Origin of the sequence: Acinetobacter sp. AG3 (genome assembly GCF_022343575.1) — a bacterium.
GTDB classification, from domain to species: Bacteria; Pseudomonadota; Gammaproteobacteria; order Pseudomonadales; family Moraxellaceae; genus Acinetobacter; species Acinetobacter guillouiae.
In genome coordinates, this window is the sequence record NZ_JAKQZD010000001.1 from 292962 (window position 1) to 319539 (window position 26578).

The following is a 26578-nucleotide window of genomic DNA, read 5'->3' on the forward strand; positions in this document are numbered from 1 at the left end:
ATGCTGAATCAATTTAAATCTTTTAAACTTCAGAAAGGCAAAATTTCTCAACGCCTACTGATCATCATTACTATTGTGATGACTGCTCTTATTGCTATGGGTTTGTTCTTTTCATCTAAAAAAGCAAGTAGCAAAGATGCTGGTGAAAATGAAGCAGGGCATGCTGAAGAAGGGCATTCACATGAAGAAAATGCTAAGGGAACCACCAAAGACGGTGCTGAAGAAGCGAAGCACAGTGAAGAAGAGGGTGGCGAGAAAGAGGATGCTGAAGCCATTAGCTTGACCGCGCAACAGATCACTGAACAAGGAATCAAACTTGCTAAAGTAGAGATGGGGACTGTTATAAAATCGGCTTCTTATCCTGCAAAAGTCATGGTCAATACCGATCGTCAAGCACATGTATCACCTGCATTTAGTGGGCAGGTGGTTGCCGTCAATGTTGAGTTGGGACAGCGTGTGCAAAAAGGGCAGGCATTGGCGACCTTGGTGGTGCCTGATTTGGTTGATCAGCAGGCAAATTTACAGGTTGCACAAACAAGCTTAGAGCTGGCACGTCAGGACTATGAACGAGAGCGCCAGTTATGGTCACAAGGTATTTCTGCCAAGCAGGATTATCAACGGGCTTACAATGCTTACAAGCAAGCACAGATTCAGGTACAAGCCACCAGATCTCGTTTATCTGCTTTTGGTGCCTCATCAAGCAGTAATGGTCGTTATGTTCTCACAGCACCAATTGCAGGCATTATCAGTAAAAAAGACTTGGTCATGGGTGAAAATGTACAGCTTGCTAGCCAGTTATTTATCATTGATCAACTGGATCAGCTATGGCTTGAATTTATTGTACCAAGTTCTGAATTCTCAGCGATTGCACCCAATCAACAGCTTGAATTTAAGTCGCTGCAAACGGGGAATACCTTTAAAGCGCAGATTCAAAGTTTAAATAGTGAAGCTGATGTGCAGACAGGGCGTTTACAAGTGCGTGCCAAAGTGTTGTCAAATGCAGCTGAATTGCGTCCGAATTTGATGGTCAATGTTCAGTTACAACAGCAAGGCACTGCTCAAGCATTGCGTGTACTCAAAAGTGCCATACAGAAAGTTGAAGGAAAGGATATTGTTTTCGTTTCCAGTGAGCATGACAAGAAAATCGAGTTTACTGCACAGCCTGTTGTACTGGGTCAGGTATCCGGTGATGGTCAGTGGGTTGAAGTGAAGTCTGGTCTGACTCAAGGTCAGCAATATGCAGCTCAGGGTAGCTTTTTGCTGAAATCTGAATTGGAAAAAGGAGAGGCGAGCCATGGGCATTAATGATTCTTCTGATTCTAAGTTAGATCTCGATGCGGATTCAGCATTACCTCAACCTGAAGGATTATTTGATCGACTGATTCAATTTTCGATTAAAAATGCCATTTGGGTCATGCTGTTTATTGTGGCATGGATTGGCGTGGGGATTTACGGTTATCAAAAATTACCGATTGATGCTGTACCCGATATTACCAATACCCAAGTGCAAGTGAATACCCAAGCGGCTGGTTTTACCGCATTAGAAGTTGAACAAAGGATTACCTATCCCATCGAAACTGCGATGGCGGGTTTACCCAAGCTAGAATTGACTCGTTCTATTTCCCGTTATGGTTTATCGCAAGTGACCATTATTTTTAAAGATGGGACGGATATTTATTGGGCACGACAACAGATTAATCAACGCTTACAAGAAGCCCAAACCGAACTGCCAGATGATATTGCACCGACAATGTCCCCTGTATCGACAGGGTTGGGTGAGATTTATCAATGGGTGATCAAGGCTGAGCCAAATGCGAAAAAACCTGATGGTACACCCTATACCGCAATGGATTTACGTGAAATTCAGGACTGGATTGTACGACCACAGCTACAACGGGTTCCCGGTGTTGCAGAGGTCAACTCGATTGGTGGCTTTAATAAAACCTATGTGGTCACACCTGATTTAAATCGTTTGCAACAATTACAAATCCCTGTCAGTGATCTACAAAACGCTTTAACTGGAAATAATGAAAACCGTGGTGCTGGTTTTATTGAAACCAATGGGCAGCAATTGACAGTACGTGTCCCAGGAACCTTGAACAATATTGAAGATATTCAAAATGTAAGTATCGGCAATAAAAATGGTTTTCCGATCCGAGTTGCAGATGTAGCGACTGTTTCGATTGGACATGATCTACGTACAGGTGGTGCAACTTACAATGGCGAGGAAACAGTACTCGGTATCGCCATGATGATGATGGGTGAAAATAGCCGTACTGTGGCGAAATCAGTGGATGCCAAAATCAAGGAAGTCCAGCAATCTTTACCGAAAGGTATTGTGATTCAAACCGTATATGACCGGACAGCTTTGGTCGAGCGTGCGATTAGTACAGTGCAGAAAAACCTTGTAGAAGGGGCAATTCTGGTTATTGTTATTTTGTTCCTATTTCTCGGTAATTTCCGTGCAGCGTTAATTACTGCATGTGTGATTCCGTTATCGATGCTGTTTACTTTGGCGGGTATGGCTGAGCAGAAAATTAGTGCCAATCTGATGAGTTTAGGCGCACTGGATTTCGGGATCATTGTGGATGGTGCGGTTGTTATTGTTGAAAACTGTATTCGGCGACTGGCAGAGGCACAGCATGCAAAAGGCAGATTACTCTCACGAGCAGAACGGTTTAAAGAAGTTTTTCTTGCGGCTAAACAGGCACGTCGTCCTTTAATCTTTGGTCAATTAATTATTCTGGTGGTGTACTTACCTATTTTCGCCCTGTCTGGTGTTGAAGCGAAGCTCTTTCACCCAATGGCTATGACGGTGGTATTGGCACTGGTGGGCGCAATTATTCTTTCAGTTACTTTTGTCCCTGCTGCAGTGGCCTTATTTGTTAATGGTGAAGTTAAAGAAACAGAAAGTCGCTGGATGCTGTGGTTAAAGCAAAAATATGAAAAACTACTCAATTTAGCCTATAACTTTAGAATGTTAGTCGTCACCCTTGCGGTGAGTATTCTGTTTTTAACGGGCGTGCTTGCCACACAAATTGGCAGTGAGTTTGCACCGACCTTGAGTGAGGGCGATTTTGCAGTGCAGCAAATGCGTTCGCCAAGTACTGGCCTAGAGCAGTCTTTACGTATGCAGGAGAATACTGAAAAGTTATTGCTCAAAGAATTTCCAGAAATCAAAGCTATATTTGCCCGTACAGGGACGGCAGAAGTGGCAACAGATGTCATGCCACCTAATATTTCCGATGCTGTGGTGCTGTTAAAGCCACGTGATGAATGGAAGAATCCAAAGCAAACCATTGATGAGCTACGTCAACGTATGATTGCATTTCTTGGTACATTACCCGGAAATAATAGTGAGTTTTCTCAACCGATTGAGCTGCGTTTCAACGAATTAATTTCTGGTGTGCGAAGTGATGTGGGGATCAAGATTTTTGGCGATGATATGGAGGTGTTGAATCAGCAAGCCACTAAGATTGCACAACAAATCAAAGGGATTACTGGCGCAACTGCCGTCAATGTGGAACAGACTTCCGGCCTACCACTTTTAAATGTTGAAGTGAACAAAGCAGCGGCAGCGCAATATGGTCTGTCGGTGAGGGCGATTCAAGACTTGGTGGCAACCAGTGTTGGTGGGCAGAATGTTGGGCAAATCCTACAAGGTGACCGCCGTTTCGATTTTGTGATTCGTCTGGATGATGCTCAACGTACACCTGAGCATCTGGCCGTTTTACCTATTCAAACGCCAAATGGAGGTCTAATCCAACTTCAGGATGTGGCTAAAGTTGAAAATATCCTCGGTATTAATCAGGTCAGTCGTGAAAATGGTAAACGTCGTGTGGTCGTGACTGCCAATGTCGAAGGGCGCGATTTGGGCTCATTTGTCACCGAATTACAATCGACTTTGGCGAAGCAGGAAATGCCTGCGGGTTATTGGTTGAGTTATGGCGGACAGTTTGAAAACCTAACCTCTGCGAAGGCACGTATGCAGCTGGTCGTTCCGCTGGCGCTGATAACTATTTTTGTGTTGTTGATGGCCGTTTTCCATAACTTTAAGGAAAGTTTGCTGGTGTTTACTGGTGTGCCATTTGCGCTGTGTGGTGGTTTGATTGCACTGTGGCTTCGCGGTATACCATTGTCGATGTCTGCAGGTGTGGGCTTTATCGCGCTCTCAGGTGTGGCGGTATTAAATGGTTTGGTAATGTTGACCTTTATTAAGGAATTACGTCAACAACTCGATGTTTATCAGGCCACATGGCAAGGCGCAATTTTACGTTTAAGACCCGTATTGATGACGGCTTGTGTGGCATCGTTAGGTTTTGTGCCGATGGCGTTGGCTACAGGGACAGGTGCGGAAGTTCAGCGTCCACTGGCAACCGTGGTGATTGGCGGCATTATGTCATCCACCTTACTGACTTTGGTGATTTTACCAGTGATTTATCGTTGGATGAATGAATGTAAAGTTAAAGCACAAACGGATGGTTGATCGTTAATTTAAAAATAACCTCACCGTTCTTAGCCAAGAAGGGTGAGGCATTGAAACTGTATAGACAGTTTATTATTGACTGATAGGCAATACACCTAAACTAATGATGGTGTAATTTTGATTTACAGGTTGAGTGGTTTTGTTAAATGCTTCACTGACTTCAAGCAGATATTGCCCTGAATAAGGAAAAGTGACTGTTGCTGAACCATCTTGAGCAACTGGAACTTTTTGTGCTTGTTTATCGGTTTGCCCTTGAGCACGGATGAGCAGTTCGGCATTTTTGAGTGCTTGTCCTGATTTTTTAATCAAGATTTGCACAGGTTGCTGCGCAGTAATACTGTTGGGATGGGTTTTAAATTCGACTTGTATTGCAGCATCAGTGTTGTTTTGAATAGGTGACGTTTTTTCTTTAGAAATATAACTTTGGATTGACCATTCTCGGTTAATGGTGATCGGTACAGGCGGTTTCTTAAAGTCAGCAGGAATCACATATTCGCGCTCAGCGATCTTACCTGCTTTCTCAGCAGGGACATCAAAAAGCATTTTCCATTCTTTATTATGTTGGACATATTTGAGTGGGAAAGATGCTTTACTGAACAGGTGATAGGTGCCTGCTTGTGGTAAGGCTAAGTCAAACACTGTAGCCGATTTTAAAGTGCTTGCAGCTTCAACTTGTAACTTGCTCTGATCTGGTTGAATCACGTTGAGCGCGGTTTGTTTCATGGCATGTTCTGCATTCAGTGCTTCTTCAGCATAGGATGCAATCACTGGGATTTGTGTATTTGTGGTGTTATAGCCCAGAGGTGCAACATAGGGTTCATGTGCATAACTATAAGAGCAAAGAAGTACAGAAAGGTAGAGGTATTTTTTCATTGTCGATATTCCATTAACAGGGGTATTTTAACTGTGGAAAATATAGTCGCCATTATATAGAAGAAACCTTATTATTGATAATAATTATTATTATCAATAATAAATAGAAAAAATATTCAATATTTTGATAAAGCAAAATCAGAGGTATCAACATGAGCGAGCAACAAGGGCATGACCATAGTCATGCTGTCGTCACAGAAGGAAATGTAAAAAAACTAACCTTTGCATTGGCATTAACCAGTACCTTTCTAATTGTTGAAGTGATTGCGGGTTTCATGACGCAAAGCTTGGCTTTATTGTCCGATGCCGCACATATGTTTACTGATGCCGCAGCATTGGCAATTGCATTGGTTGCCATCAAAATTGGTAAATTACCCGCAGATGATAAACGGACCTTTGGCTATCAGCGTTTTGAAATTTTAGCAGCGTTGTTTAATGCCATGATGTTGTTTGTGGTTGCAATTTATATTCTCTATGAGGCGTATCAGCGCTTTAGCCAACCTCCTGAAATTCAGAGTGTCGGTATGATGGTTGTGGCGGTTATTGGGTTGGTGATTAACCTTATTTCAATGAAGATTTTATTCTCCAGTTCAAAGGAAAGTCTCAATATAAAAGGTGCTTATCTGGAAGTATTGAGTGATGCACTCGGTTCAGTGGGTGTGGTTATTGGGGGCGCAATTATTTATTTCACTGGCTGGATGTGGGTGGATACGATTATTGCTGTACTCATCGGCTTTTGGGTTTTACCACGAACATGGGTTTTGCTAAAACAAAGTATCAATATCTTACTGGAAGGTGTGCCTGAGGAAATTGATATTGAAAAATTACGTAATGATCTTTTATCGGTTGAAGGTGTGGAAAGTATTCATCAACTTAAGGTCTGGGCCATTACATCTAAAAATGTCCATCTGACAGTGCATTTATTTGCACCAGCAGCGGATCGGAATCAATTGTACCAACAGGTCATGGAAATGCTCAGTCATCAACATGGGATTACTGAGATGACGCTACAAATTGAAGATAATGCGTGTATGGTGCATTCACATGAATCAGATGGGCATGATCACAGTAATGCTGATGATGGCACACATACAGATGAAGCAAAAAACCATTCACATTAAGGTGAATGGTTTGATTTGAACATCAGGCAAAGCTGAAGGATTAGATTTGCCACTCATGATTACAGTCACGGCACTTCCAGCTTTTATTGGCTTGCATAAATGACTGCATTGAGATTTTAAAATCAGGCAGATCACGCCAAAACATTACCCCTGCAATCACAGCTGCAATGAAGACCACGACGGTTGCAATTTGCAATGTTTGACCTGCGCCGTTGCTGAAAATCCACATCACAATACTAATGACAACCAATAACAACAAAATAAACAGTAATGGAATCAAAAATACCAAGCTTTTTGGAACAACAGGACGTACAGCAGGTGTATTCCCATGGGTAACGGGCAAGATTTTTCGACTTTGGCACTTTGGACATTGGTATTGCATGGTGGCTCCACATTTATAATCTAAGCATATTCTAATCGTTCTATTTTAGAATGCAAAAAAGACTGAATAGCAGCTTAAAAGCAAAATTTAGGCAATAAAAAACCCAAGTCACTATGCTTGGGTTTTTTACAAAGATGTCGCCATCTTGAATATGGCGTCCCTACGGGGATTCGAACCCCGGTTACCGCCGTGAAAGGGCGATGTCCTAGGCCTCTAGACGATAGGGACAAGTGAGGCAACACAGGTAAAACATTTGGTGGAGTCAAGGAGGATCGAACTCCTGACCTCTACAATGCCATTGTAGCGCTCTACCAACTGAGCTATAACCCCCAGTCTGTGTGAGCGCAATATTAGGGATATTGCGCTCACACGTCAACAGAAAATTTAATTAAGCTTCATCAACTGCATCATTTTTCGGCAATTTGATGCTTTCGTTCAGTTTTTCCCAAACTTTTGCTTCTTTTTTGCTCGGACCACCCACAATTTCAAGTGCATGACGTAAACGGGCAAAGGTTAAATCAGGGCCAATGGTGACCATCGATTGCATCACAGGGGTCGATGATGTTGAACCAGCAATTGCGATAAAGAATGCTGGCATGAAATCACGGAGTTTGATTTCCATTTGATTCGCCAAATCCATCAAGGTTTGGCTTACAGTATCGTTGTTCCAAGTAAACAAGCTTTCTAAACGCCAAATTGCAAATTGCAAGCTTTGACGAACTTGCTCTTCAGTCAACTTTTTGCTGACAAATTGCTCTTTGGTCAATGTTGGGAATTGATTGAAGTAAAAACCAGCCCAATTTACCGCTTCAGACAGTAAGTTAATACGTGGTTGAATGGCCGCAGCAATATCTTCTAGGGTTTGGCGATCAGATTTCCAAGCCAAAAGTGTATTTAACAGTTCAGCAGGGCTGAGGGCTTTAATCCATTGTCCATTGAGCCAGTTTAGTTTTTCAACATCAAAAATTGGACCACCCAAAGACACACGCTGGATATCAAAATGTTCAATCATTTCAGCCAAAGAGAATTTTTCTCTTTCATCTGGCATTGACCAACCCATACGGCCTAAATAGTTCAGTAAGGCTTCAGGTAATACACCGATGTCTTTGTAGTAGTTGATTGAGGTTGGATTTTTACGTTTAGACAATTTTGACTTGTCTGGGTTACGTAACAATGGCATATGGCACAATGTTGGCATGTCCCAACCAAAATATTGGTAGAGCAACTGGTGTTTTGGTGCAGATGGAATCCATTCTTCACCACGAATCACATGGGTGATTTCCATTAAATGGTCATCGACTACATTGGCTAAATGATAAGTTGGCAAACCATCTGTTTTGAGTAGGATTTGCATGTCGACTTGTGCCCAAGGGATCTCCACTTCGCCACGAAGTAAGTCATTGAATTGGCAAACGCCTTCTTCAGGGACTTTCATACGGATCACATGAGCTTCACCCGCAGCCAAACGCTGTTGTACCTCTTCTGGGGAAAGTTTTAAGCCACGACCGTCATAACCAGGGGTTTCACCACGGGCTTGTTGTTCAGCACGCATTTGATCAAGCTCTTCCGCCGTTGCGAAACAGTAAAAGGCATGACCCTTTTCAACAAGTTCTAAAGCATATTGTTTATAGATTCCCATTCGCTCAGATTGGCGATAAGGAGCATGAGGTCCGCCGATATCAGGCCCTTCTGACCAATTTAAACCTAACCATCGTAGTGAATCTAAAATCATTTTTTCAGATTCAGGGGTTGAGCGGAGTTGGTCGGTATCTTCAATACGAAGAATAAATTCGCCACCATGTTGTTGTGCAAAGCATAAATTAAACAAGGCGATATAGGCAGTGCCTACATGCGGAAAACCAGTTGGAGAGGGTGCAATACGAGTACGGACTTTCATAACTAAATATTATTCAGAATGTAAATTGAAACTATTATAACGAAAAAGCCCAACTGCTTAAGGGTTAATTCACCAATAAACGATTGGGCTTCTAAATTCTTTTGAGGAGCGTAGAATTTATTTTTCTAAATCAAATTTTTACAAAGTATGCGGTTGGAATAAAGCTTGTACAAAACAAGAAAATTTCTGATGTTGTTCAGCTAAAAAGTTTTGTGAGGCTGTGGTTTTAATCGACGTTAAAACTTTAAGCTGATCTTTATCTGAGATCAGTTTATTCTCGCCACGCTTTTGTTGATTGAGCGCTTTTTCAATCGGTGATTGTTTATCTACCACAACAATTAACGATTGTATTGGCTTGGTCGTATCTTTAATTGCAGCAGTATGGCCTGTCTGTGCCATCACTGCGAGTCCTAGACTTAAGCCCAAGATCTTTAAATAAGAATCATTCATTCCATCGGCTCCCCTTGATGGTCAAATTTTTGTTCTTGAACATGGTTATTGTAGCAAAACAACTTACAAAAAGCATAACTACGTCACATTTTTTAATAATACTACACAAAAAATGTTTAAAAAACAATCATTGAAACGAAATGTAATATTTTAATTGATAACACATAAATGTGGATGAATCGTGAAGAATTCAAGTTTAGGTTAAATTGTGTAAAAAATATACCAAATAATTTACATGAGTAATACACATTTTTAGATATCTTAAATTATGAATAAGATAGTTTAAATATTTATAAGTAATTGATTGTTAAATTAAAATAATAAAAATATAGTGCTTCTAAATCATTAAAAACCGAGAAAGAAATGAAAAAACTACTGCTTTTAAGTGCGATCAGTTTAATCGTCACGGGGAATGCTTATGCAGCGAAAGAATTTTTAAATGTATCTTACGATCCTACCCGTGAATTTTATCAAGAATATAACAAGAGTTTTGGTCAATTTTGGAAATCAAAAACAGGCCAAGATATTGAATTTAAGCAGTCTCATGGTGGTTCTGGTAAGCAAGCACGTTCAGTGGTAGATGGTTTACAAGCAGATGTGGTGACACTGGCTTTGGCCAATGATATTGATGAAATTGTCAATGCGGGTTTGATTGAAAAAGGCTGGCAAAAAGAATTTCCAAATAATTCTGCACCCTACACATCTACCGTTGTTTTTTTAGTGCGTAAGGGCAATCCCAAAGCAATTAAAGATTGGAATGATCTGGTAAAACCTGGGGTTGAAATTATTACACCAAACCCTAAAACAGGCGGTGCGCCGCGCTGGATTTATTTATCAGCGTGGGGTTATGCATTAAAACAACCGGGTGGTAATGATGCAAAAGCGCGTGAATTAGTCAAACAAATATATAAAAATGTCAAAGTGTTAGATTCAGGCGCACGTGGCTCGCTCACAACATTTGCGGATCGTGGTATTGGCGATGTTTTGTTGTCTTGGGAAAATGAAGCAATTTTGGCGACGTCTGGTCCAGATAAAGATAAATATCAAATTATTTATCCATCCATTTCAATCCTAGCTGAGCCTTCAGTCGCAATCGTCGATAAAGTGGTTGATAAAGATGGTAATCGTAATTTAGCAAAAGGCTATTTAAATTATCTTTATTCACCAGTTGGGCAGGACTTGGCAGCAAAATATAATTTCCGTCCGCGTAATGCCAAAGCTGCAGCCAAATATGCGGCAAAATTTCCAAAAATTAAACTCTTTACCATAGATCAAGTTTTTGGCGGTTGGGCAAAAGCGCAAAAAACCCATTTTGCCAATGGGGGGATTTACGATCAATTTACGGCTGAAAAGTAATTTGAATCAAATACAAACAAGTCCTCTTTGATCAAAGGGGGCTTTTTTTAGCTTTATGCATTTGTGATAAAGAAATAAATAAAACAGACAAAATATAAACCACAGCGATGTTGAGCGCTTTCATCAATTAAAACCATAGATTGATTTTTGATCTGTGCTGAGTTTGCGGGTATTTCGCTTTTTGATTGAAGTTTATTCGCTTATTTCATATATTTAGAATAATTTTAGCGATGTTAGCACTCATAATATGAAAACTAATTTTAAAGCACTGATGAGTGCTGTGGTTATTGCGACGGGATTAACTGTTGCAACGACAGCAAGTTATGCTGCTGACCGTGAATTTTTAAATGTGTCTTATGATGCAACGCGTGAGTTTTATGATGAGTTTAATAAATCATTTGGCGCTTACTGGAAATCTCGTACAGGTAAGACTGTTGATTTTAAACAATCGCATGGTGGTTCGGGAAAACAAGCGCGTGCCGTGGTTGATGGCTTAAAAGGTGATGTAGTGACCTTAGCTTTGGCCAATGATATCAATGAAATTGTGAAATCAGGTCAAATTAACCCAGGTTGGGAAAAAGAATTTCCAAATAACTCAGCACCGTATACGTCTACCGTTGTGTTTTTAGTACGTAAAGGTAATCCCAAAGGTATCAAGGATTGGACAGATTTGACCAAACCTGGTGTACAAATCATTACCCCTAATCCTAAAACGGGTGGTTTACCACGCTGGATCTATCTCTCAGCTTGGGGCTATGCACTTAAACAACCGGGTGGTAATGATGCTAAAGCACGTGAGTTTGTTTCTAAAATGTACCATAACGTAAAAGTTATGGATCCAGCTGCGCGTGCATCGATGACCACATTTGCTGAACGTGGGATTGGTGATGTTTTACTGACGTGGGAAAATGAAGCCATGGTGAGTAAGAAAGCATCTGGCAATAAATTTGATATAGTCTATCCATCGATGTCAATTTTGACTGAACCGTCAGTGGCAATTGTTGATAAAACAGTAGAGAAGAATGGCAATAAATGGTTAGCAACGGGTTATATTAACTATTTGTATTCTCCAATAGGTCAAGATATGGCAGCACGTCATTTCTATCGCCCGCGCAATGCAAAAATCTTAGCTAAATATTCCAATCAATTTCCTGAACTGAAAACTTTTACCATTGATGAAGTCTTTGGTGGTTGGGCAAAAGCACAGCAAACTCACTTTGCCAATGGCGGTGTTTTCGATCAGATTTATAATAGCAAGCGCTAAGCATCCACTATTTTGATTGAATCAACCTCCTTTTTAGGAGGTTTTTTCATTCGGTTATGAATCAGTTAGACTAATATCAAAGTGAGTAATCAATTTAAACTATGGATATTACGCTAAGACTTGCCACTAAAGATGATATTGATGTTATTTTTGATATACGAACGTCAGTCAAAGAAAACCATTTGTCAAAACAACAACTGACTGAACTGGGTATCACTGAGTTGGTAATATTGGATTTAATTCAAAATACTTCGACTGTCTGGCTTGCGGAGATGCAGCATCAAGTGTGTGGTTTTTCGATCGCAGATTTAACTGACGGTAGCGTATTTGCCATGTTTGTCCACCCTGATTTTGAAGCCAAAGGTGTCGGAACTGCGCTTTTGAAAAAAGCAGAAGATTTATTATTTGAATCTTTTCAAGAAATTTGCTTGGAAACCGATCAAAAAAGTCGTGCTTTTGAATTTTATCTCCGACAAGGTTGGCGTGTTTCAGCGTATTTTGACAATGGTGATGTAAAAATGCTCAAGACACGATAACGCTTTGTCGCAGGATGGATGAGCTATTTTTTGTACTGAACTTTTATAAAAAGCATTTTAAAACGGTTTTCTCTATAAAAAGTAATATTTCCCTACAAAAAGTCGTTTGGAGCTTTGGCAAAACAAGGTAATAATGTGCAGTTACTTTTTTTGCTTAAACTGAAATCATAATTATGTCTCATATTTCTGTATTACTACATGAAACTGTCGATGCTTTACTTGCAGATCGCAATACAGGAATTTACGTGGATGGGACATTTGGACGTGGTGGACACACCCGTTTATTGTTGTCTAAATTAGATGAACATTCAAAAGTTTATGCTTTTGATAAAGATCCACAAGCGTTAGAAGTGGCATATCAGTTAGAAAAAGAAGATCCTCGTTTTAAAATTATTCATGCCAGTTTTGCAGATTTACAACAAGAATTAAATCAATTAGATATTTATCAAGTCGATGGGATTATGGCAGATTTAGGGGTGTCATCACCACAGCTAGATCAAGCAGACCGTGGTTTTAGTTTTATGAAAGATGGACCACTTGATATGCGTATGGATAATTCTCAAGGACAAACAGCCGCAGATTGGCTAGTGGATGTAGACGAAGAACATTTGGCCAATGTGATTTTTCAATATGGTGAGGAACGTTATAGTCGTCGTATTGCACGTGCGATTAAGCAAGCAGGTTATATTGAAACCACTGGAAAATTAGCGGAAATTGTGAAAGTTGCGCATCCTAAGTGGGAAAAGAATAAACATGCTGCGACACGGACATTCCAAGCTATTCGTATTGAAATTAATAAAGAACTCGATGACGTACATACCTTTTTACCTCAAGCTGTAGATTTGTTAAAATCAAATGCACGTTTGGCCGTCATTAGTTTCCATTCACTTGAAGACCGAATTATTAAACAATTTATTCAAAAAGAATCAACGTTGCCAGAAGATAATGGCTGGGGATTACCTCAAAAAGTACAAGATACGCGTCGACTGAAAAAAGTAGACAGAGTTCGTGCCAGTGAGGAAGAAGTCAAAGCCAATCCTCGCTCACGTAGTGCTTGGCTTCGAGTTGCAGAACGCTTAGAACAAAAAGGCGCAGAATGAAACAAGAAATTATAGAAGAATCAAGTCATAAGCTGGCAATAAAAAAAGCGATTGTTTATGGCGTATTGGTTATAGCAGTGTTGATCAGTGCCTTTATGGTGGTGTTGCAAGTCTTTGCTTATCGTCATGATTTTCGTGATTTAAATAGTTATATGCGTGAACGTGAAGATATCAATGCGGAATGGGGACGTTTGCTCATTGAACAACAAACATTTGGTGCAACTGCACAAATAGGGACACGTGCAGTAACACAATTGAGAATGTATTCACCGCCAGCTGCGCAAACAGTTGTCATTTCATTACCAACTGAATCAGAGCAGAAGAAGTAAGGCATCTGTATGGCAGATAAGCAAACTAAACCGACTCGGCAGCCACGTAAAAAGCAGCCATCCATTACCCAGAAAAGTACTGTATCGATAGATATGTGGCGTTTCTATTTAATGTGGGGCGTGGTGCTTTTATGTTTTGTCGGCTTGGTCGGACGTGCATTTTATGTGCAAGTGATTAATAAAGACTTTTTACAAAATAAAGCCAATGCCAACATTCTACGTTCTGAAACATTAAAAGCCATGCGTGGTGTGATTAGTGATCGTCATGGCGTGCCTTTGGCAATCAGTTCTCCAATCATGAAAGTGGTGATTGATCCACGTGAATATTTTGAGACTAAAAAACAGTTTGATACCATCACGGCTGAATTACAGAAGACACCCAACAGTCGTAAACTCAAACGCCAATTGCCTGATGAGAATTTAAATTTAGATGAATTGGCTGATGCGGTCGGTCTTGATCGTGCAGACTTAAAAAAACGTTTAAATGAACGTCCACGTTCTCGTTATTTGGTACTTAAAAAAGAAGTTCCGCCACCACAAGCAGATTTTATTACCCAACATAAATTTGCTGGCGTTTATGCCGAGAAAACCTATAAACGTTATTATCCTCAGCCGCAACCCAATGCGCAAATTATTGGTCTCACCAATAGTGAAGGGACGGGGATTGAAGGTTTAGAGATGCAGTTAAACTCACGTCTGGCTGGTGAAGATGGTGAGCAAAAGATTTCTCGTGATAAACATGGTAACCGTATTACCACCCCTGAAGTTGTAAAAGAAGTGAAAGCAGGGGAGAACATCACCTTAAGTATCGATTCACGTTTGCAATATATTATGTATCGTGAGTTGACTGCGGTGGGTGTTGCCAATAATGCACGTTCTGCTTCTGCAATTGCTGTGGATGTAAAAACGGGCGAAATTCTGGCTATGGCGAGTTGGCCTTCTTATAACCCCAACGATAAAAATGGCTTAAGTAATAAAGATGCCATGCGTAACCGTGGTGCAATTGACATGTTTGAACCTGGTTCAACCATGAAACCTTTTACCATTGCAGCGGGTTTGGAAAGTGGCAAATATACCCCAAACTCGGTGATTAGTACCAGCCCAGGTTCGATGCGTTTAGGTTCCCATACCATTCGTGATACGCATAACTATGGTTCGTTGACCGTTACTGGTGTGATCATTAAATCCTCGAACGTCGGTTCGGCAAAAATTGCTTTGTCTTTACCAAAAGAAACCTTGCCAAGCTTCTTTAGAAAGGTCGGTTTTGGACAGCGTTCGGCGGTTAAATTCCCAGGTGAGAGTGGAGGTTTAGTGCTTCCACCTGAAAAGTTAAATTCTTCGCAAATTGGTACAATGGCTTATGGCTATGGTCTAAATGCTACGATTTTACAGTTGGCGCAAGGCTATGCAATGTTGGCCAATCATGGTGTGGAATATCCTTTAAGTCTCTATAAATTAAATGATCAGCCCAAAGGTAAACAGGTTTTAGCACCTAAAATTGCTGATGAAGTTTTGTTGATGTTAGAGCAAGTTACGATGCCTGGTGGTACTGCAAAACAAGCCAATATTCCCGGTTATCGCGTGGGTGGTAAAACAGGTACAGCACACAAGTTGCGCCCTGACCATAGAGGTTATTCGAATACTGAATACCGTGCTTTATTTGCCGGTGTGGCGCCGATTAGTGATCCTCGTTTGGCGGTTATTGTTGTAGTCGAAAATCCGCGTGGACAATACTATGGTGGTTTGGTCGCCGCTCCAGTGTTTGCTCGAATTATGCAAGAATCTTTACGTTTAATGAATGTGCCTTTAGATAAACCTCTTGAAACGGCTAAGGCCAAGCCATAGGTAAACTATAATGATTAATTTTCAAGATATTTATAAAGTTGATAATACAAAGGCTTGGATGTCTGAGTCATTTAATGGCTTTTCTCTAGATAGTCGTTATGTGCAACAAGGGCAAATTTTTATTGCTTTGACCAGTTATTCGCAACCAGAAAAAACCGCACAATTTGCTCAAATCGCTTTAGACAAAGGCGCATTGGGCATTATTAGTGAAACAGATTTAGGCTTTGAATCTGCATTGATCTGCCCAGATGTGCGTCAGTTGATGGGACAATGGCAAAAACAATATTTACAAGCGACATCCCCAGTAAAAGCTGCGCGAATTCTTGCAGTCACGGGAACCAATGGTAAAACCACAATTTCACGCCTTGTTGCTGAATTACTGGCATTACAAAATAAAAAATGTGCAGTGATGGGAACTACGGGGAACGGGATTTTGCCAAACCTAGAAGCGTCTTCGCATACCACTTTAGATGCGTTGCATTTACAAAATCTTCTGCATGATTTTGCTATGCAAGGTGCTGAATTCGCTTCAATTGAGGCAAGCTCGCATGGTTTGGAACAAGGTCGTTTAAATGGTTGTGATATTGAGATTGCTGCATATAGTAATCTAAGTCGAGATCATTTGGATTATCATGGGACGCTTGAAGCCTATGCTGAAGCGAAAGCGTTACTGTTTAAATTTGCTGCGTTAAAAGTTGCAGTAATTAACATAGACGATGCGCATGCAGATCTAATGATGAATGCGGCAAGTAGCAATCTGTCACACCCAAAAGTATTGACTTATTCAACCTCTAAAGCGGCTGATTACCAAGTATTTGGGATTAAATATAGCTTAGATGGGGCAACATTCCATCTCAAAACAGCCAAAGCTGAATTTACCGTGAATAGCCCATTGCTTGGGCATTTTAATATTGAAAATTTGGTGGCCAGTTTAATTGTTGCTGAACAAGCAGGTTTTGATTTAAAACAACTTATCGCAACTGTACCCAACTTAAAAGGTGCACCTGGACGTATGCAGGTGATTCGTGATCAGGATCGTCTGTTTGTAGTGGATTATGCACATACACCAGACGCTTTAACTCAGGTTTTGAAAACCTTGAAACGCCATGTTGAAAATCAGCTTTGGGCTGTCTTTGGTTGTGGTGGTGATCGAGATCGCGGTAAACGCCCATTGATGACCAAAGCAGCTTTGGAACAAGCCAATCCCGTAATGATCACATCAGATAATCCGCGTACAGAAAATCCTGAGCAAATTTTTGCCGATATGAAGCATGAAATTGATTTTAGCCAGCATGAGGTTCACGAAATTCGTGATCGCCGTGAAGCAATCAAATATGCAGTAAAGCATGCCCAATCAGGTGATATTGTTGTGATTGCCGGAAAAGGGCATGAAAATTATCAAGAAATTGATGGTGTTCGTCATTGGTTTGACGATGTCGTTGAAGTGCAATCGGCAATAGATGCACAACACCATAAACCCAATTCAGCTTATCCAGCTCATTAGGAATAAGAGATGCACACCTCTACCACCAGTACTGTGCCTTTGGAGCCATGGTCAGCAGCACAACTTGCTGAAGCAACTCAAGGTTATTGGTATTTAGATCAAGCACCACAAGGTGAAATTAAACGTATTTTGACTGATTCACGTCATGCTGAATTAGGTGATGCTTTTTTGGCGCTCAAAGGTGAGCGTTTTGATGCACATGATTTTGTTGCTCAAGTGGCTGCGAATGGCTGCCAAATTGCCATCGTGAGCCATCCTGTTGATGTAAATATCTGTCAACTTGTCGTGGCAGATACACGTTTGGCATTGGGGCATTTAGGCGCGTATCGTCGTGCTCAACATCCACAATTAAAAGTGATTGCACTTACAGGCAGTAGTGGCAAGACCACCACCAAAGAAATGTTGGGGAGTATTCTTTCACGTTTAGCCCCGACCTTGATTACACGTGGCAATTTAAATAATGATCTTGGTGTGCCAATGATGTTATTGGAGCTGCGTTCAGAGCATCAATATGCGGTGATGGAACTTGGTGCAAGCCATCAAGGTGAAATTGATTACACCTCAAATCTTGTGCAGCCACATGTTGCCGGTATTTTAAATATTGGAACTGCACATTTAGGCGAATTTGGTGGACGTGATGGAATTTGCCGTGCCAAATCTGAAATTTACCGTCATATTGATCAAGCTGGAACAGCAATTGTTCCTGCTCAGGATGATTTTACCGATACGATTCGTCAAGTGATAGACACTGAGCAAGTGTTAAGTTTTGGTCAGGGTGGCGAAGTCTTTGCGACAGATGTTCAATTACACGCACAGTCTGCAATCTTTACCCTTAATACACCTCAAGGCGCAAGAACAGTCAATCTTCCTTTTGCAGGCGAACATAATGTCCATAATGCAGAAGCAGCGACTGCATTTGCCTTGGCGATTGGTGTTGATTTAGACGATATTGTGATCGGCTTGGAGTCGGCACAAGGTGCAAAAGGGCGTTTGAATTTTATTCATCAGCACAAGCACTTATTTATTGATGATACCTATAATGCCAACCCAACTTCAATGCGTGCAGCAGCTGAGGTACTTGCGCAACAGCAAGGGATCAAAGTGATGGTGATTGGCGATATTGGCGAACTGGGTGATACTGCTGCGCAGCAACACTATATGTTGGGTCGTGATCTAGTTTCAGTGGATGGAATCCAATTTGTTGTCGCGGTAGGGGAGTTTGCTCCTGCTACACAAGAAGGTGCGCGAAGCACTCAATATGGTAAAAAATTACAAGCTTTTCTTAGCCAAGAACAAGCTTTACCTTTATTGTTAAGTTTAATTGCAACACATCAACCACAGTCCATGAGTTTCCTGTTTAAAGGTTCTCGCTATACCCATATGGAAACGTTGATGGCTGATTTGATGGAGAAAGTTTAATGCTGTATTGGTTATTTCAACACTTGGCGGGTTATGAGAACGCGTTCCAAGTTGTTCGATACTTATCGTTACGAGCATTGCTCAGTGTACTGACTGCACTTGCGATTGGTTGGGCCTTGGGACCAGTCATGATCCGTAAATTACAAGCGCTCAAATATGGTCAGGCTGTCAGTTCATATGCACCTGAAAATCATGCCAAAAAAATGGGTACGCCAACAATGGGCGGGATTTTAATTCTGCTTTCAATCGGGATCAGTACTTTGCTTTGGGCAGATTTATCCAATCCTTATGTGTGGATTGTCTTGGCTGTTATGGTGATCTTTGGTGCTGTAGGTTGGGCGGATGATTGGATTAAAGTCCGTTATAAAGACAATGCGGGTTTACCTGCCAAGAAGAAATTCTTTTGGACTTCGGTTGGCTCTTTGGGGGCGGGTATTGCGTTGTATATCATTGCAACTCAGCAAGACAGCCCTGTACATACAGCGAATATGCTGGATTTATTGATACCATTTTTTAAAAATCTGAGTATTCCATTGTCTTCAATTCCATTGGGTATTGGCTTCATTATTTTTACCTATCTGGTAATTAATGGTGGGTCAAATGCAGTGAATTTGACAGATGGTTTAGATGGTCTGGCGATCATGCCGATTGTTTTGGTTGCCGCAGGTTTAGGTGTTTTTGCATACTTGGCAGGTGATATACGCTTTGCCAATTATTTACATATTCCCTATGTAAAATATACCTCTGAGCTGGTGATTATTTGTGCTGCAATGATTGGGGCAGGCTTAGCATTTCTTTGGTATAACGCGCATCCTGCCCAAGTCTTTATGGGAGATGTTGGTGCATTATCATTAGGTGCAATGCTGGGCACTATCGCGGTAATGGTTCGTCAAGAGATCGTCTTTGCAATTATGGGCGGGGTCTTTGTCGTAGAAGCAATCTCGGTATTCTTGCAAATCGGATCATTACGTATGCGCAATAAACGTGTATTTCTTATGGCGCCGTTGCATCATCATTATGAGAAAAAAGGCTGGCGTGAGACTCAAGTGGTGATCCGTTTTTGGATTATCACAATTATGCTGGTAGTTTTAGGTCTAATGACATTAAAATTACGCTAAGCCAAAGTGATTTGAAAAGTCGGCATTTGCCGGCTTTTTTTATGGCCTAAAAATATCTTTTGGAGAATACAATGAATTTGTTGATGTGCCCTGTATGTCGTGAGGCATTGAGCCTATCGGATCGGACTTGGCGCTGTGTAAATAATCATAGCTATGATGTGGCAAAACAAGGCTATGTAAATTTACATGTAGTACAACATAAGCATAGTAAAAATCCAGGGGATACCCCTGAATCTGTACAAGCACGCCGTGGATTTTTAAGTGGTGGATTTTATGCACCTTTACAGCAAGCCGTGGTTGAGAAAATTCGTGAGTTACGGGTTGAAAACCTGCTGGATATCGGCTGTGGTGAAGGCTACTATACTGATGCAATGCAACATCAAGTGATACAATGTATTGGGGTTGATATTGCAAAAAATGCAGTTCAGGTTGCTGCAAAACTCAATAAAGATGTGACATGGATTGTGGGGACAGGAGCGACGCTACCTGTTTTGGATCATTCGATTGATTTGTGTACCAGCTTATTTAGCCCGATCCCAGAAGAAGAAATACTCCGAGTACTTAAGCCAAAGGCCTATTTGATGGTGGTAACACCTGCACCAGAGCATTTATATGCCATGCGTGAGGGGCTGTTTGATGAAGTCAAAGCCCATGAACCGCAAAAGTTTGTCGAGCAATTACAAGCATCTTTTGAGTTAATAGAGCAGCCGATTATCGAAACAACGTTTGAGTTGGATCAAGCACAACTCAAAAATCTGATTGCGATGACCCTTTATGCTTATAAAGCAAAACCTGAAAAGCGTTTAGTTTTGGAAGCACAAGTTAAAACGACGTTAAAGGCAGCCTTTCAAATTTATATTTTTCAGAAAAAATAATAAAAATTTAAGCCATAAAAAATGCCATCAATTGATGGCATTTTTTATAAAATAAAGGGTCTGTCGACAATTCGTCTATGTTTGCGACTACGTGTGTTTTTTAGGCGATACTAGGCACGAGATACGAAATTTAGTCATTCTAAATGAGTAGTTCGTAACGACGTAGCGGCAAAAAACACGCTAGTCCCGAAGGGTTGTGGCTAAAATTATCTCAGTCTACGTTATGAAACTCGAAAATAGTCTCGCTATTCTCTTCGTTTCATGCCTTGCCTGCTCAATTTTAACCTACAACGCAAGCCATTTATGAAATGTCAACAGACCCTAGATTATTGAACTTCATTAATCAAATTCTCAAGAGAATCACTTTCTCGTTTCGCACCGCCTTGATTCATTGCAGGCGGTGTTACTTTGTTCGGTTTGAGCGGTTGATCTGTACCTTCATCAGGCAAGTCTTCAAAGTCATTTGATGAATTACGTGATGGTGTAACAGGCGCAGGTTTAAAGATTGGACGTGCTAAAGGTGGTGATGAACCATAGCCTTCGTTTTGAGTCGCACCTTCAACTTGTGTTTGATTACGTTCTTCACGAGAAATTGGTGCTTTGGCATTTTTGTCAAAATGTACCCAAGCAGATGGTGTATCTTTTAAGGCTTTACCCATAAAACCAGTCCAAACTGGCAGTGCTGCGATCCCACCATATTCACGACGGCCGAGAGTGGAAGGCTGGTCAAAACCGACCCAAGCAATCGCAACTAATTTGCCGTTGAAGCCAGCAAACCACGCATCTTTCGCATCGTTGGTTGTTCCTGTTTTACCGCCAATGTCATCGCGACCAATTTTAAGTGCTGCACGACCAGTACCATGCACAATCACATCACGAAGAATATTTGCCATATCAAAAGCAGATTGTGATTTTAAAATCCGTTGTGCTTGACGATATTTACTTTGTTCTTCTTTACTTAAAGGGGTTTGAACCTCATCCACTGTAATGTTTGTACCTTCAATGGCCTCGTCATCAGGGGTGGTTGCAGTATTGGCCACAGTTTCTTTTTGATTGATACATGGAATACACGCATATTCAGGCGCTGCTTCATAAATGGTTTTGCCATAAGCATCTTCAATACGGCTGATGAAATGCGGTTGAATGCGATATCCACCATTGGCAATTGCGGCATAGCCTGTTGCCATTTGAACAGGAAGTACTTGTGGGGTACCCAGCGCAATCGTGAAATTACGCGGGATTTGATCTTCTTGTAGGCCAAAATCCATCAATAATTGGCGCGCACGTTCTACACCTACGCTTTGTAATAAGCGCACAGAAACGGTATTACGTGATAAATATAAAGCACGACGCAAAGGAATCATGCCTAAATAACGACCATCAGAGTTTTTAGGTGTCCAACGACCAATGGTGATTGGACTGTCATTGACCATGGTGTATGGAGTCATACCGCGTTCAAGCGCCAGTGCATAGATGAATGGCTTAATGGTTGAACCTGGTTGGCGCCAGCCTTGTATTGCGCGGTTAAATTTAGATTGGTAAAAGTTGTATCCACCCACCACTGCTTCAATTGAACCATCATTGGGGTTGATTGCAATCAGTTGACCTTGTGCTTTCGGGGTTTGAACCAATGACCACGCGGTTTTATTTTCATTGGGACGTAAACGGATAATATCTTTAACAGTTACAATCTGCGAAGCACGGCTTGGTGCACCACCAACGGCATTGGCATTGATATATTTTCTTGCCCAAGACATACCTGACCAAGGTACAGTCACTGTTGAACCATCTTGCATTTTGGCATCAAAACTATTGCTGCCTACTTTGATGACTTCTGCAGGGTAGGTATTGGCATAAGGGATGAATTGTTTTAAAGGTTTATCATGTGCTTCAGCACCACGCCATCCATGACGACGATCATAATCTTCCAAGCCTTTTTGTACTGCATCTTCTGCATATTGTTGGCGTTGGCTGTTTACGGTTGTATAAACTTTATAACCCGAATCAATTGCTTGTTCACCAAACTTTTCAACTAGTTCAGAGCGGACCATTTCGCCTACATAGGGAAATCGATTACTTAAGCCGCGATCAGGCATACTCAAGTTAATTGGTTCAGCGACAGCTTTTTCGTATTCTGCTTGTTTAAGATAGCCGAGTTGTAACATACGACCTAGAATCCAGTTACGGCGTTCTAAGGCGCGTTCAGGATTCACTACAGGATTGTATTTTGACGGTGCTTTAGGTAAGCCTGCAATCATCGCCATTTGTGCGACACTGAGTTGATCTAAGCTTTTGTCATAATAAATTTTTGCAGCAGCAGCAATACCATAGGCATTTTTACCCAAAAAGATCTTATTGACATATAAAGATAAAATTTCTTCTTTCGATAGATTTTGTTCTATTTTACGTGCCAAAAAAACTTCAGTAAGTTTGCGCTTAAGTGTTCGTTCAGGGGATAGATAATAATTTTTAGCCACCTGCATGGTAATTGTTGAGCCGCCTGTTTGTACATTTGACCCAGTAACACTTTCACTCACGGCACGCCCTAAGCCTTTAAAGCTAATCCCGCTATGTTCGAAGAATGATGAATCTTCAGCAGCAAGGAAGGCATGAATGAAATGCGGCGGGATCTGATTGTACTCAACAGGCACCGAAAGCTTGCCACCATATTCAGCGATCAGCTGATTATCTGCTGAATAAACTTGCAAAGGTTTAAGCAATGGCGCCTTTTTTAAAGAGCTCATTTCTGGTAGTGATGGGGCAATATATAGATACATTCCATAAAAGCCCATCGGAATTGCGACTAAAATAATGATAATCAGCAAAAAAAAGGGATGAATATAACCTGAACAAGATAGCTTTTTCATAACAAGTAAGTTTTAATAATAGCTAATGGCAAACTAATTGCGTTCAGTATAGCTTCTCATGTGATGGATTGTTAGATGGGATATTGTATCTGTAAAAAATTAAGACCAAATGCAGTCGGTTTGTGTTATTTATTGGGGATAAAAAAATAATAGGAAATCAATCGTGCTTAGACTATATCGTAAGCCAAATAAGGGGTTAATAGGAGTAGATATTAGTTCTACTACTGTAAAGATTTTAGAGCTCTCTGTTAAGAACGGTCGTTACTGGGTTGAAAGTTATGGATTAAGTCCACTGCTGGATGGGAGTGTTGTTGAGAAAAACATTCTTAATCCTGAAGCAGTTGCTGATGCGTTGGAAAGAGCAGTCAATATTGGCAATCCTCAATCGCAAAATGTCGCGGTTGCTGTACCTACATCTATGGTGATTCACAAAATCATCGAAATGGATGCAGATATGTCAGATGAGGAAAGAGAAGTTCAGATTCGAATGGATGCTGAACAATATATCCCTTTCCCACTGGATGAAGTCAGTCTAGATTTTGAAGTGTTAAAAGATAAGCTGGCAAATCCAAATCGAGTCAATGTGTTACTTGTTGCAACACGTGCAGAGAATATCGATTCTCGTGTTGAAGTTTTAGAAATCGCGAGCTTATCACCTAAAATCGCAGATGTAGAAAGTTATGCAATTGAGCGTGCTTTTGATGTCTTTTCCGATACCTTGCCAATTGGTGTAAATCTTGTGGGTATCCTAGATATTGGTCATACCATGACCACTTTGTCTGTGATGCAAAATGGCAAGATCATTTATACCCGAGAGCAAGTTTTTGGTGGCAAGCAGCTGACTCAAGATGTACAGAACCGTTATGGTTTGTCTTATGACGAAGCTGGTCGTGCCAAAAAAGATCGGACTTTACCTGATGATTTTGAAACAGAAGTCTTGATGCCGTTTTTAGAAGCAGTTGTACAACAAGCTGCTCGTTCATTACAGTTCTTCTTTTCATCTTCTCAGTTTAACGAGATCGACCATATTCTATTGGCGGGTGGTAATGCCAATATTCCTGGTTTGGCAAAATTATTACAACAAAAACTCGGTTATCGCGTCACGATTGCAAATCCTTTCTTACAAATGGGGTTTTCACCACAAATTGACTTAAAAAAAATAGAAAATGATGCACCTTCTTTAATGGTTGCATGTGGTTTGGCTTTGAGGAGTTTTGATTAATGGCAAAGATTAACTTACTCCCTTGGCGTGATGAGCTAAGAGAACAGAAGAAGAAGCAATTCGTTGCGATATGTGTTGGGGTTGCACTGATTGGTTTAGTGACAGTGTTATTGGCGTGGTTCTATTTCGATCATAAGTTAGAAGATCAGGAGCAAGCCAATCAATTGGTGACCAGTACCAATCAAAATTTAGATACCCAATTAAAAACTTTAGATGGTTTACAAGAACGTCGTAATGCCATTATTGAACGTATGAAACTGATCCAAGGCTTACAAGGTCAGCGTCCTGTGATTGTTCGCCTCGTTGATGAGTTGGTTCGAATTGTCCCTGCACAAATGTACATCACAAAATTTAGTCGTGTGGGTGATAAATTTACCATTGAGGGCAAAGCTGAAAGTCCAAATACAGTTGCTGAATTGTTGCGTGGATTAGAGGCGTCTGAATGGTATCGAAATGCATTTATGAATTCATTCTTAGCTGCAGATGAAAATAAAAATAAAGTGCAGACTTCGATGATCCCTCGTGTAGAAGAATCATATGGAAGTTTTGTTGTGACTGTAGATATCGGTGAAATAGCAGCGACTACAGATGGGGATACAACGAAAGCTGGACAAGTTCCAGCTGCTGGGGGTGCAAAATGAGTCGTGAAGATTTTGAGCAATTAGAATCATCTGTAAATGATGCTCCAAAAAAGAACAAGATGACTGTTGAGAAGTTTTTTCAACAGTTCAATACCTTGGATATGAATAACTATGGCAGTTGGCCTTTATCCGTTAAAGTCACCTGTTGGGTATTCTTGTTTTTTTTGGTGTGTGCAATTGGCTATTTTTTAGCAATTAGACCTAAATTAGATGCAATTGATCAAGCACGTACAGTTGAACAAAATTTATTAACTGAGTTTAAAGAAAAAGACTCTAAATTAAGAAACTTGCAGCAATATCAAGCACAATTGCAACAAATGGAAGCAAATTTTAATCAGCAATTAGAGCAACTTCCTAAAGAAACTGAAATTCCGAGTCTAGTTGAAGACATTAACGTGACAGGGGTAAGTTCTGGTTTGAAATTTAAAAATATCAAATTAGAACCAGAAGTGAAGCAGGAGTTCTTTATTGAGCAGCCGATCTCGATTGATGCAACAGGGGATTATCATTCATTTGGCAGTTTTGTCAGTAGTTTGGCTGCTTTACCACGTATTGTCACTTTGCATGATTTCACAATTACAGGAACACCTAGTCAAGATAATAAGTCTGATGTGCCAGTGATTGACTATACAATTAAAGCAAAAACCTATCGTTATATTGGTGCTGATGAGCAAAAGATTAATAAATCTGCGAATGCTGTAGCACAGAAGACAACGACACCTCAGCAAGGAGGGAAGCCACAATGAACCAGCTCAGTAAAATAGTTTGTGGAATCTCTTTTGCAATGCTGTTGGTGGGGTGCGATTCTCGTATTGATGCCGTTAACCAAGAAATGGCAAATATTAGAAATCAGCAACCATTGCCGATTGAACCTGCACCAGTATTTAATCCTGTACCAAGCTTTAATTATTCAGCTCAACAATTACGCAGCCCATTTTTGCCAAGCTCATTGGCAAATGAATTGAAAATCATGTCAGGCAAGCGTGTCTACCCGAATTTTTCAAGACAACCACAGCCGCTTGAAAGCTATCCTTTAGAATCGTTAACACTGAAAGGAAGTATGAAAGGAGCTGTTGGGCAAACAGTGGGGTTGATTCAAACACCTGATGGTGAGATTGAGCGGGTACAACTTGGCAACTACATGGGTATGAATCAAGGGCGAATTATTGAAATTACGCCGACCCGTATTGATTTATTGGAAATTGTTCCAGATGGTCGAGACGGTTATATAGAAAGACCACGGAGTCTAGTCCTAATCGGTCCAATAGATTAAAACGGAATAAAGGAATAAAA

22 protein-coding genes and 2 tRNA genes are annotated in these 26578 nt (G+C 40.7%); 17 read left to right on the forward strand and 7 right to left on the reverse strand.

Annotation, left to right across the window (positions count from 1 at the left end; genetic code table 11):
- Together L3V46_RS01365 and L3V46_RS01370 are read left to right on the forward strand one after the other, a co-directional pair.
- The gene (locus L3V46_RS01365) at positions 1-1305 is read left to right on the forward strand and encodes an efflux RND transporter periplasmic adaptor subunit (RefSeq protein ID WP_239044752.1); all 1305 of its coding nucleotides are present in this window, start codon (positions 1-3) and stop codon (positions 1303-1305) included.
- Positions 1295-4486 carry a CusA/CzcA family heavy metal efflux RND transporter gene (locus tag L3V46_RS01370; RefSeq protein ID WP_239044753.1) on the forward strand — a complete coding sequence of 1064 codons (3192 nt, stop codon included), beginning with the start codon at positions 1295-1297 and terminating at the stop codon, positions 4484-4486. Before L3V46_RS01365 ends, L3V46_RS01370 begins: the two co-directional genes overlap by 11 nt.
- A gap of 72 nt (positions 4487-4558) precedes the next feature.
- Here the strand turns inward: L3V46_RS01370 and L3V46_RS01375 are convergent, their stop codons facing one another.
- A complete protein-coding gene (locus tag L3V46_RS01375; protein ID WP_209827839.1) occupies positions 4559-5359 on the reverse strand; it encodes a DUF4198 domain-containing protein in 801 nt (266 codons plus the stop codon).
- A gap of 152 nt (positions 5360-5511) precedes the next feature.
- Here L3V46_RS01375 and L3V46_RS01380 point away from each other — a divergent pair, with 152 nt between their 5' ends.
- Positions 5512-6480: a cation diffusion facilitator family transporter gene (locus L3V46_RS01380; protein ID WP_239044754.1), complete on the forward strand. Its 969-nt coding sequence runs from the start codon at positions 5512-5514 to the stop codon at positions 6478-6480.
- Between the two features lie 40 nt (positions 6481-6520).
- On the opposite strand, the gene L3V46_RS01385 is transcribed toward L3V46_RS01380, so the two are convergent.
- From L3V46_RS01385 to L3V46_RS01405, 5 genes are all read right to left on the reverse strand, one after another.
- Complete coding sequence (locus L3V46_RS01385) at positions 6521-6862, reverse strand: hypothetical protein (protein WP_004725393.1); 342 nt, start codon at positions 6860-6862, stop codon at positions 6521-6523.
- A 152-nt stretch (positions 6863-7014) separates the two neighbouring features.
- A tRNA-Glu gene (locus tag L3V46_RS01390) sits at positions 7015-7090 on the reverse strand.
- A 26-nt stretch (positions 7091-7116) separates the two neighbouring features.
- A tRNA-Ala gene (locus tag L3V46_RS01395) sits at positions 7117-7192 on the reverse strand.
- 58 nt (positions 7193-7250) lie between these two features.
- A complete protein-coding gene (gene gltX, locus L3V46_RS01400; protein WP_209827843.1) occupies positions 7251-8759 on the reverse strand; it encodes a glutamate--tRNA ligase in 1509 nt (502 codons plus the stop codon).
- A 138-nt stretch (positions 8760-8897) separates the two neighbouring features.
- The gene (locus tag L3V46_RS01405; RefSeq protein ID WP_004725398.1) at positions 8898-9209 is read right to left on the reverse strand and encodes a hypothetical protein; all 312 of its coding nucleotides are present in this window, start codon (positions 9207-9209) and stop codon (positions 8898-8900) included.
- 363 nt (positions 9210-9572) lie between these two features.
- Here L3V46_RS01405 and L3V46_RS01410 point away from each other — a divergent pair, with 363 nt between their 5' ends.
- The 10 genes from L3V46_RS01410 (at position 9573) to L3V46_RS01455 (ending at position 20555) form a co-directional block, all read left to right on the forward strand.
- The gene (locus tag L3V46_RS01410) at positions 9573-10565 is read left to right on the forward strand and encodes a sulfate ABC transporter substrate-binding protein (RefSeq protein ID WP_239044755.1); all 993 of its coding nucleotides are present in this window, start codon (positions 9573-9575) and stop codon (positions 10563-10565) included.
- 247 nt (positions 10566-10812) lie between these two features.
- A complete protein-coding gene (locus L3V46_RS01415) occupies positions 10813-11829 on the forward strand; it encodes a sulfate ABC transporter substrate-binding protein (RefSeq protein ID WP_004816643.1) in 1017 nt (338 codons plus the stop codon).
- A 101-nt stretch (positions 11830-11930) separates the two neighbouring features.
- Positions 11931-12365 carry a GNAT family N-acetyltransferase gene (locus tag L3V46_RS01420; RefSeq protein ID WP_239044756.1) on the forward strand — a complete coding sequence of 145 codons (435 nt, stop codon included), beginning with the start codon at positions 11931-11933 and terminating at the stop codon, positions 12363-12365.
- 173 nt (positions 12366-12538) lie between these two features.
- Positions 12539-13465 carry a 16S rRNA (cytosine(1402)-N(4))-methyltransferase RsmH gene (rsmH, locus tag L3V46_RS01425; RefSeq protein WP_034615067.1) on the forward strand — a complete coding sequence of 309 codons (927 nt, stop codon included), beginning with the start codon at positions 12539-12541 and terminating at the stop codon, positions 13463-13465.
- A complete protein-coding gene (ftsL, locus tag L3V46_RS01430) occupies positions 13462-13794 on the forward strand; it encodes a cell division protein FtsL (protein ID WP_034615065.1) in 333 nt (110 codons plus the stop codon). The genes rsmH and ftsL overlap by 4 nt, the downstream gene beginning before the upstream one ends.
- A gap of 9 nt (positions 13795-13803) precedes the next feature.
- Positions 13804-15639 (forward strand): penicillin-binding protein PBP3, encoded by a 1836-nt coding sequence (gene ftsI, locus L3V46_RS01435; RefSeq protein WP_004816649.1) that lies wholly within the window; start codon positions 13804-13806, stop codon positions 15637-15639.
- A 7-nt stretch (positions 15640-15646) separates the two neighbouring features.
- On the forward strand, positions 15647-17143 hold the full coding sequence (locus tag L3V46_RS01440; protein ID WP_239046741.1) for a UDP-N-acetylmuramoyl-L-alanyl-D-glutamate--2,6-diaminopimelate ligase: 1497 nt from the start codon (positions 15647-15649) through the stop codon (positions 17141-17143).
- 9 nt (positions 17144-17152) lie between these two features.
- Entirely contained in the window at positions 17153-18562 is a 1410-nt protein-coding gene (gene murF, locus L3V46_RS01445) for a UDP-N-acetylmuramoyl-tripeptide--D-alanyl-D-alanine ligase (RefSeq protein ID WP_239044757.1), read from the forward strand.
- Positions 18562-19680, forward strand: a complete 1119-nt coding sequence (gene mraY, locus L3V46_RS01450) for a phospho-N-acetylmuramoyl-pentapeptide-transferase (protein WP_004725416.1) — start codon at positions 18562-18564, stop codon at positions 19678-19680. Before murF ends, mraY begins: the two co-directional genes overlap by 1 nt.
- A gap of 71 nt (positions 19681-19751) precedes the next feature.
- Positions 19752-20555 (forward strand): putative RNA methyltransferase, encoded by an 804-nt coding sequence (locus tag L3V46_RS01455; protein ID WP_239044758.1) that lies wholly within the window; start codon positions 19752-19754, stop codon positions 20553-20555.
- A 326-nt stretch (positions 20556-20881) separates the two neighbouring features.
- Here the strand turns inward: L3V46_RS01455 and ponA are convergent, their stop codons facing one another.
- A complete protein-coding gene (ponA, locus tag L3V46_RS01460; RefSeq protein WP_239044759.1) occupies positions 20882-23422 on the reverse strand; it encodes a penicillin-binding protein PBP1a in 2541 nt (846 codons plus the stop codon).
- Positions 23423-23585: 163 nt separating this feature from the next.
- Here ponA and L3V46_RS01465 point away from each other — a divergent pair, with 163 nt between their 5' ends.
- From L3V46_RS01465 to L3V46_RS01480, 4 genes are read left to right on the forward strand one after another with little or no spacing between them, the layout of a single operon-like run.
- Entirely contained in the window at positions 23586-24644 is a 1059-nt protein-coding gene (locus L3V46_RS01465; protein WP_239044760.1) for a pilus assembly protein PilM, read from the forward strand.
- On the forward strand, positions 24644-25285 hold the full coding sequence (locus tag L3V46_RS01470; protein ID WP_239044761.1) for a PilN domain-containing protein: 642 nt from the start codon (positions 24644-24646) through the stop codon (positions 25283-25285). Before L3V46_RS01465 ends, L3V46_RS01470 begins: the two co-directional genes overlap by 1 nt.
- Entirely contained in the window at positions 25282-26031 is a 750-nt protein-coding gene (gene pilO / locus L3V46_RS01475) for a type 4a pilus biogenesis protein PilO (RefSeq protein WP_004816666.1), read from the forward strand. Before L3V46_RS01470 ends, pilO begins: the two co-directional genes overlap by 4 nt.
- A complete protein-coding gene (locus L3V46_RS01480) occupies positions 26028-26558 on the forward strand; it encodes a pilus assembly protein PilP (protein ID WP_096735283.1) in 531 nt (176 codons plus the stop codon). The genes pilO and L3V46_RS01480 overlap by 4 nt, the downstream gene beginning before the upstream one ends.
- Positions 26559-26578 lie beyond the last annotated feature (20 nt).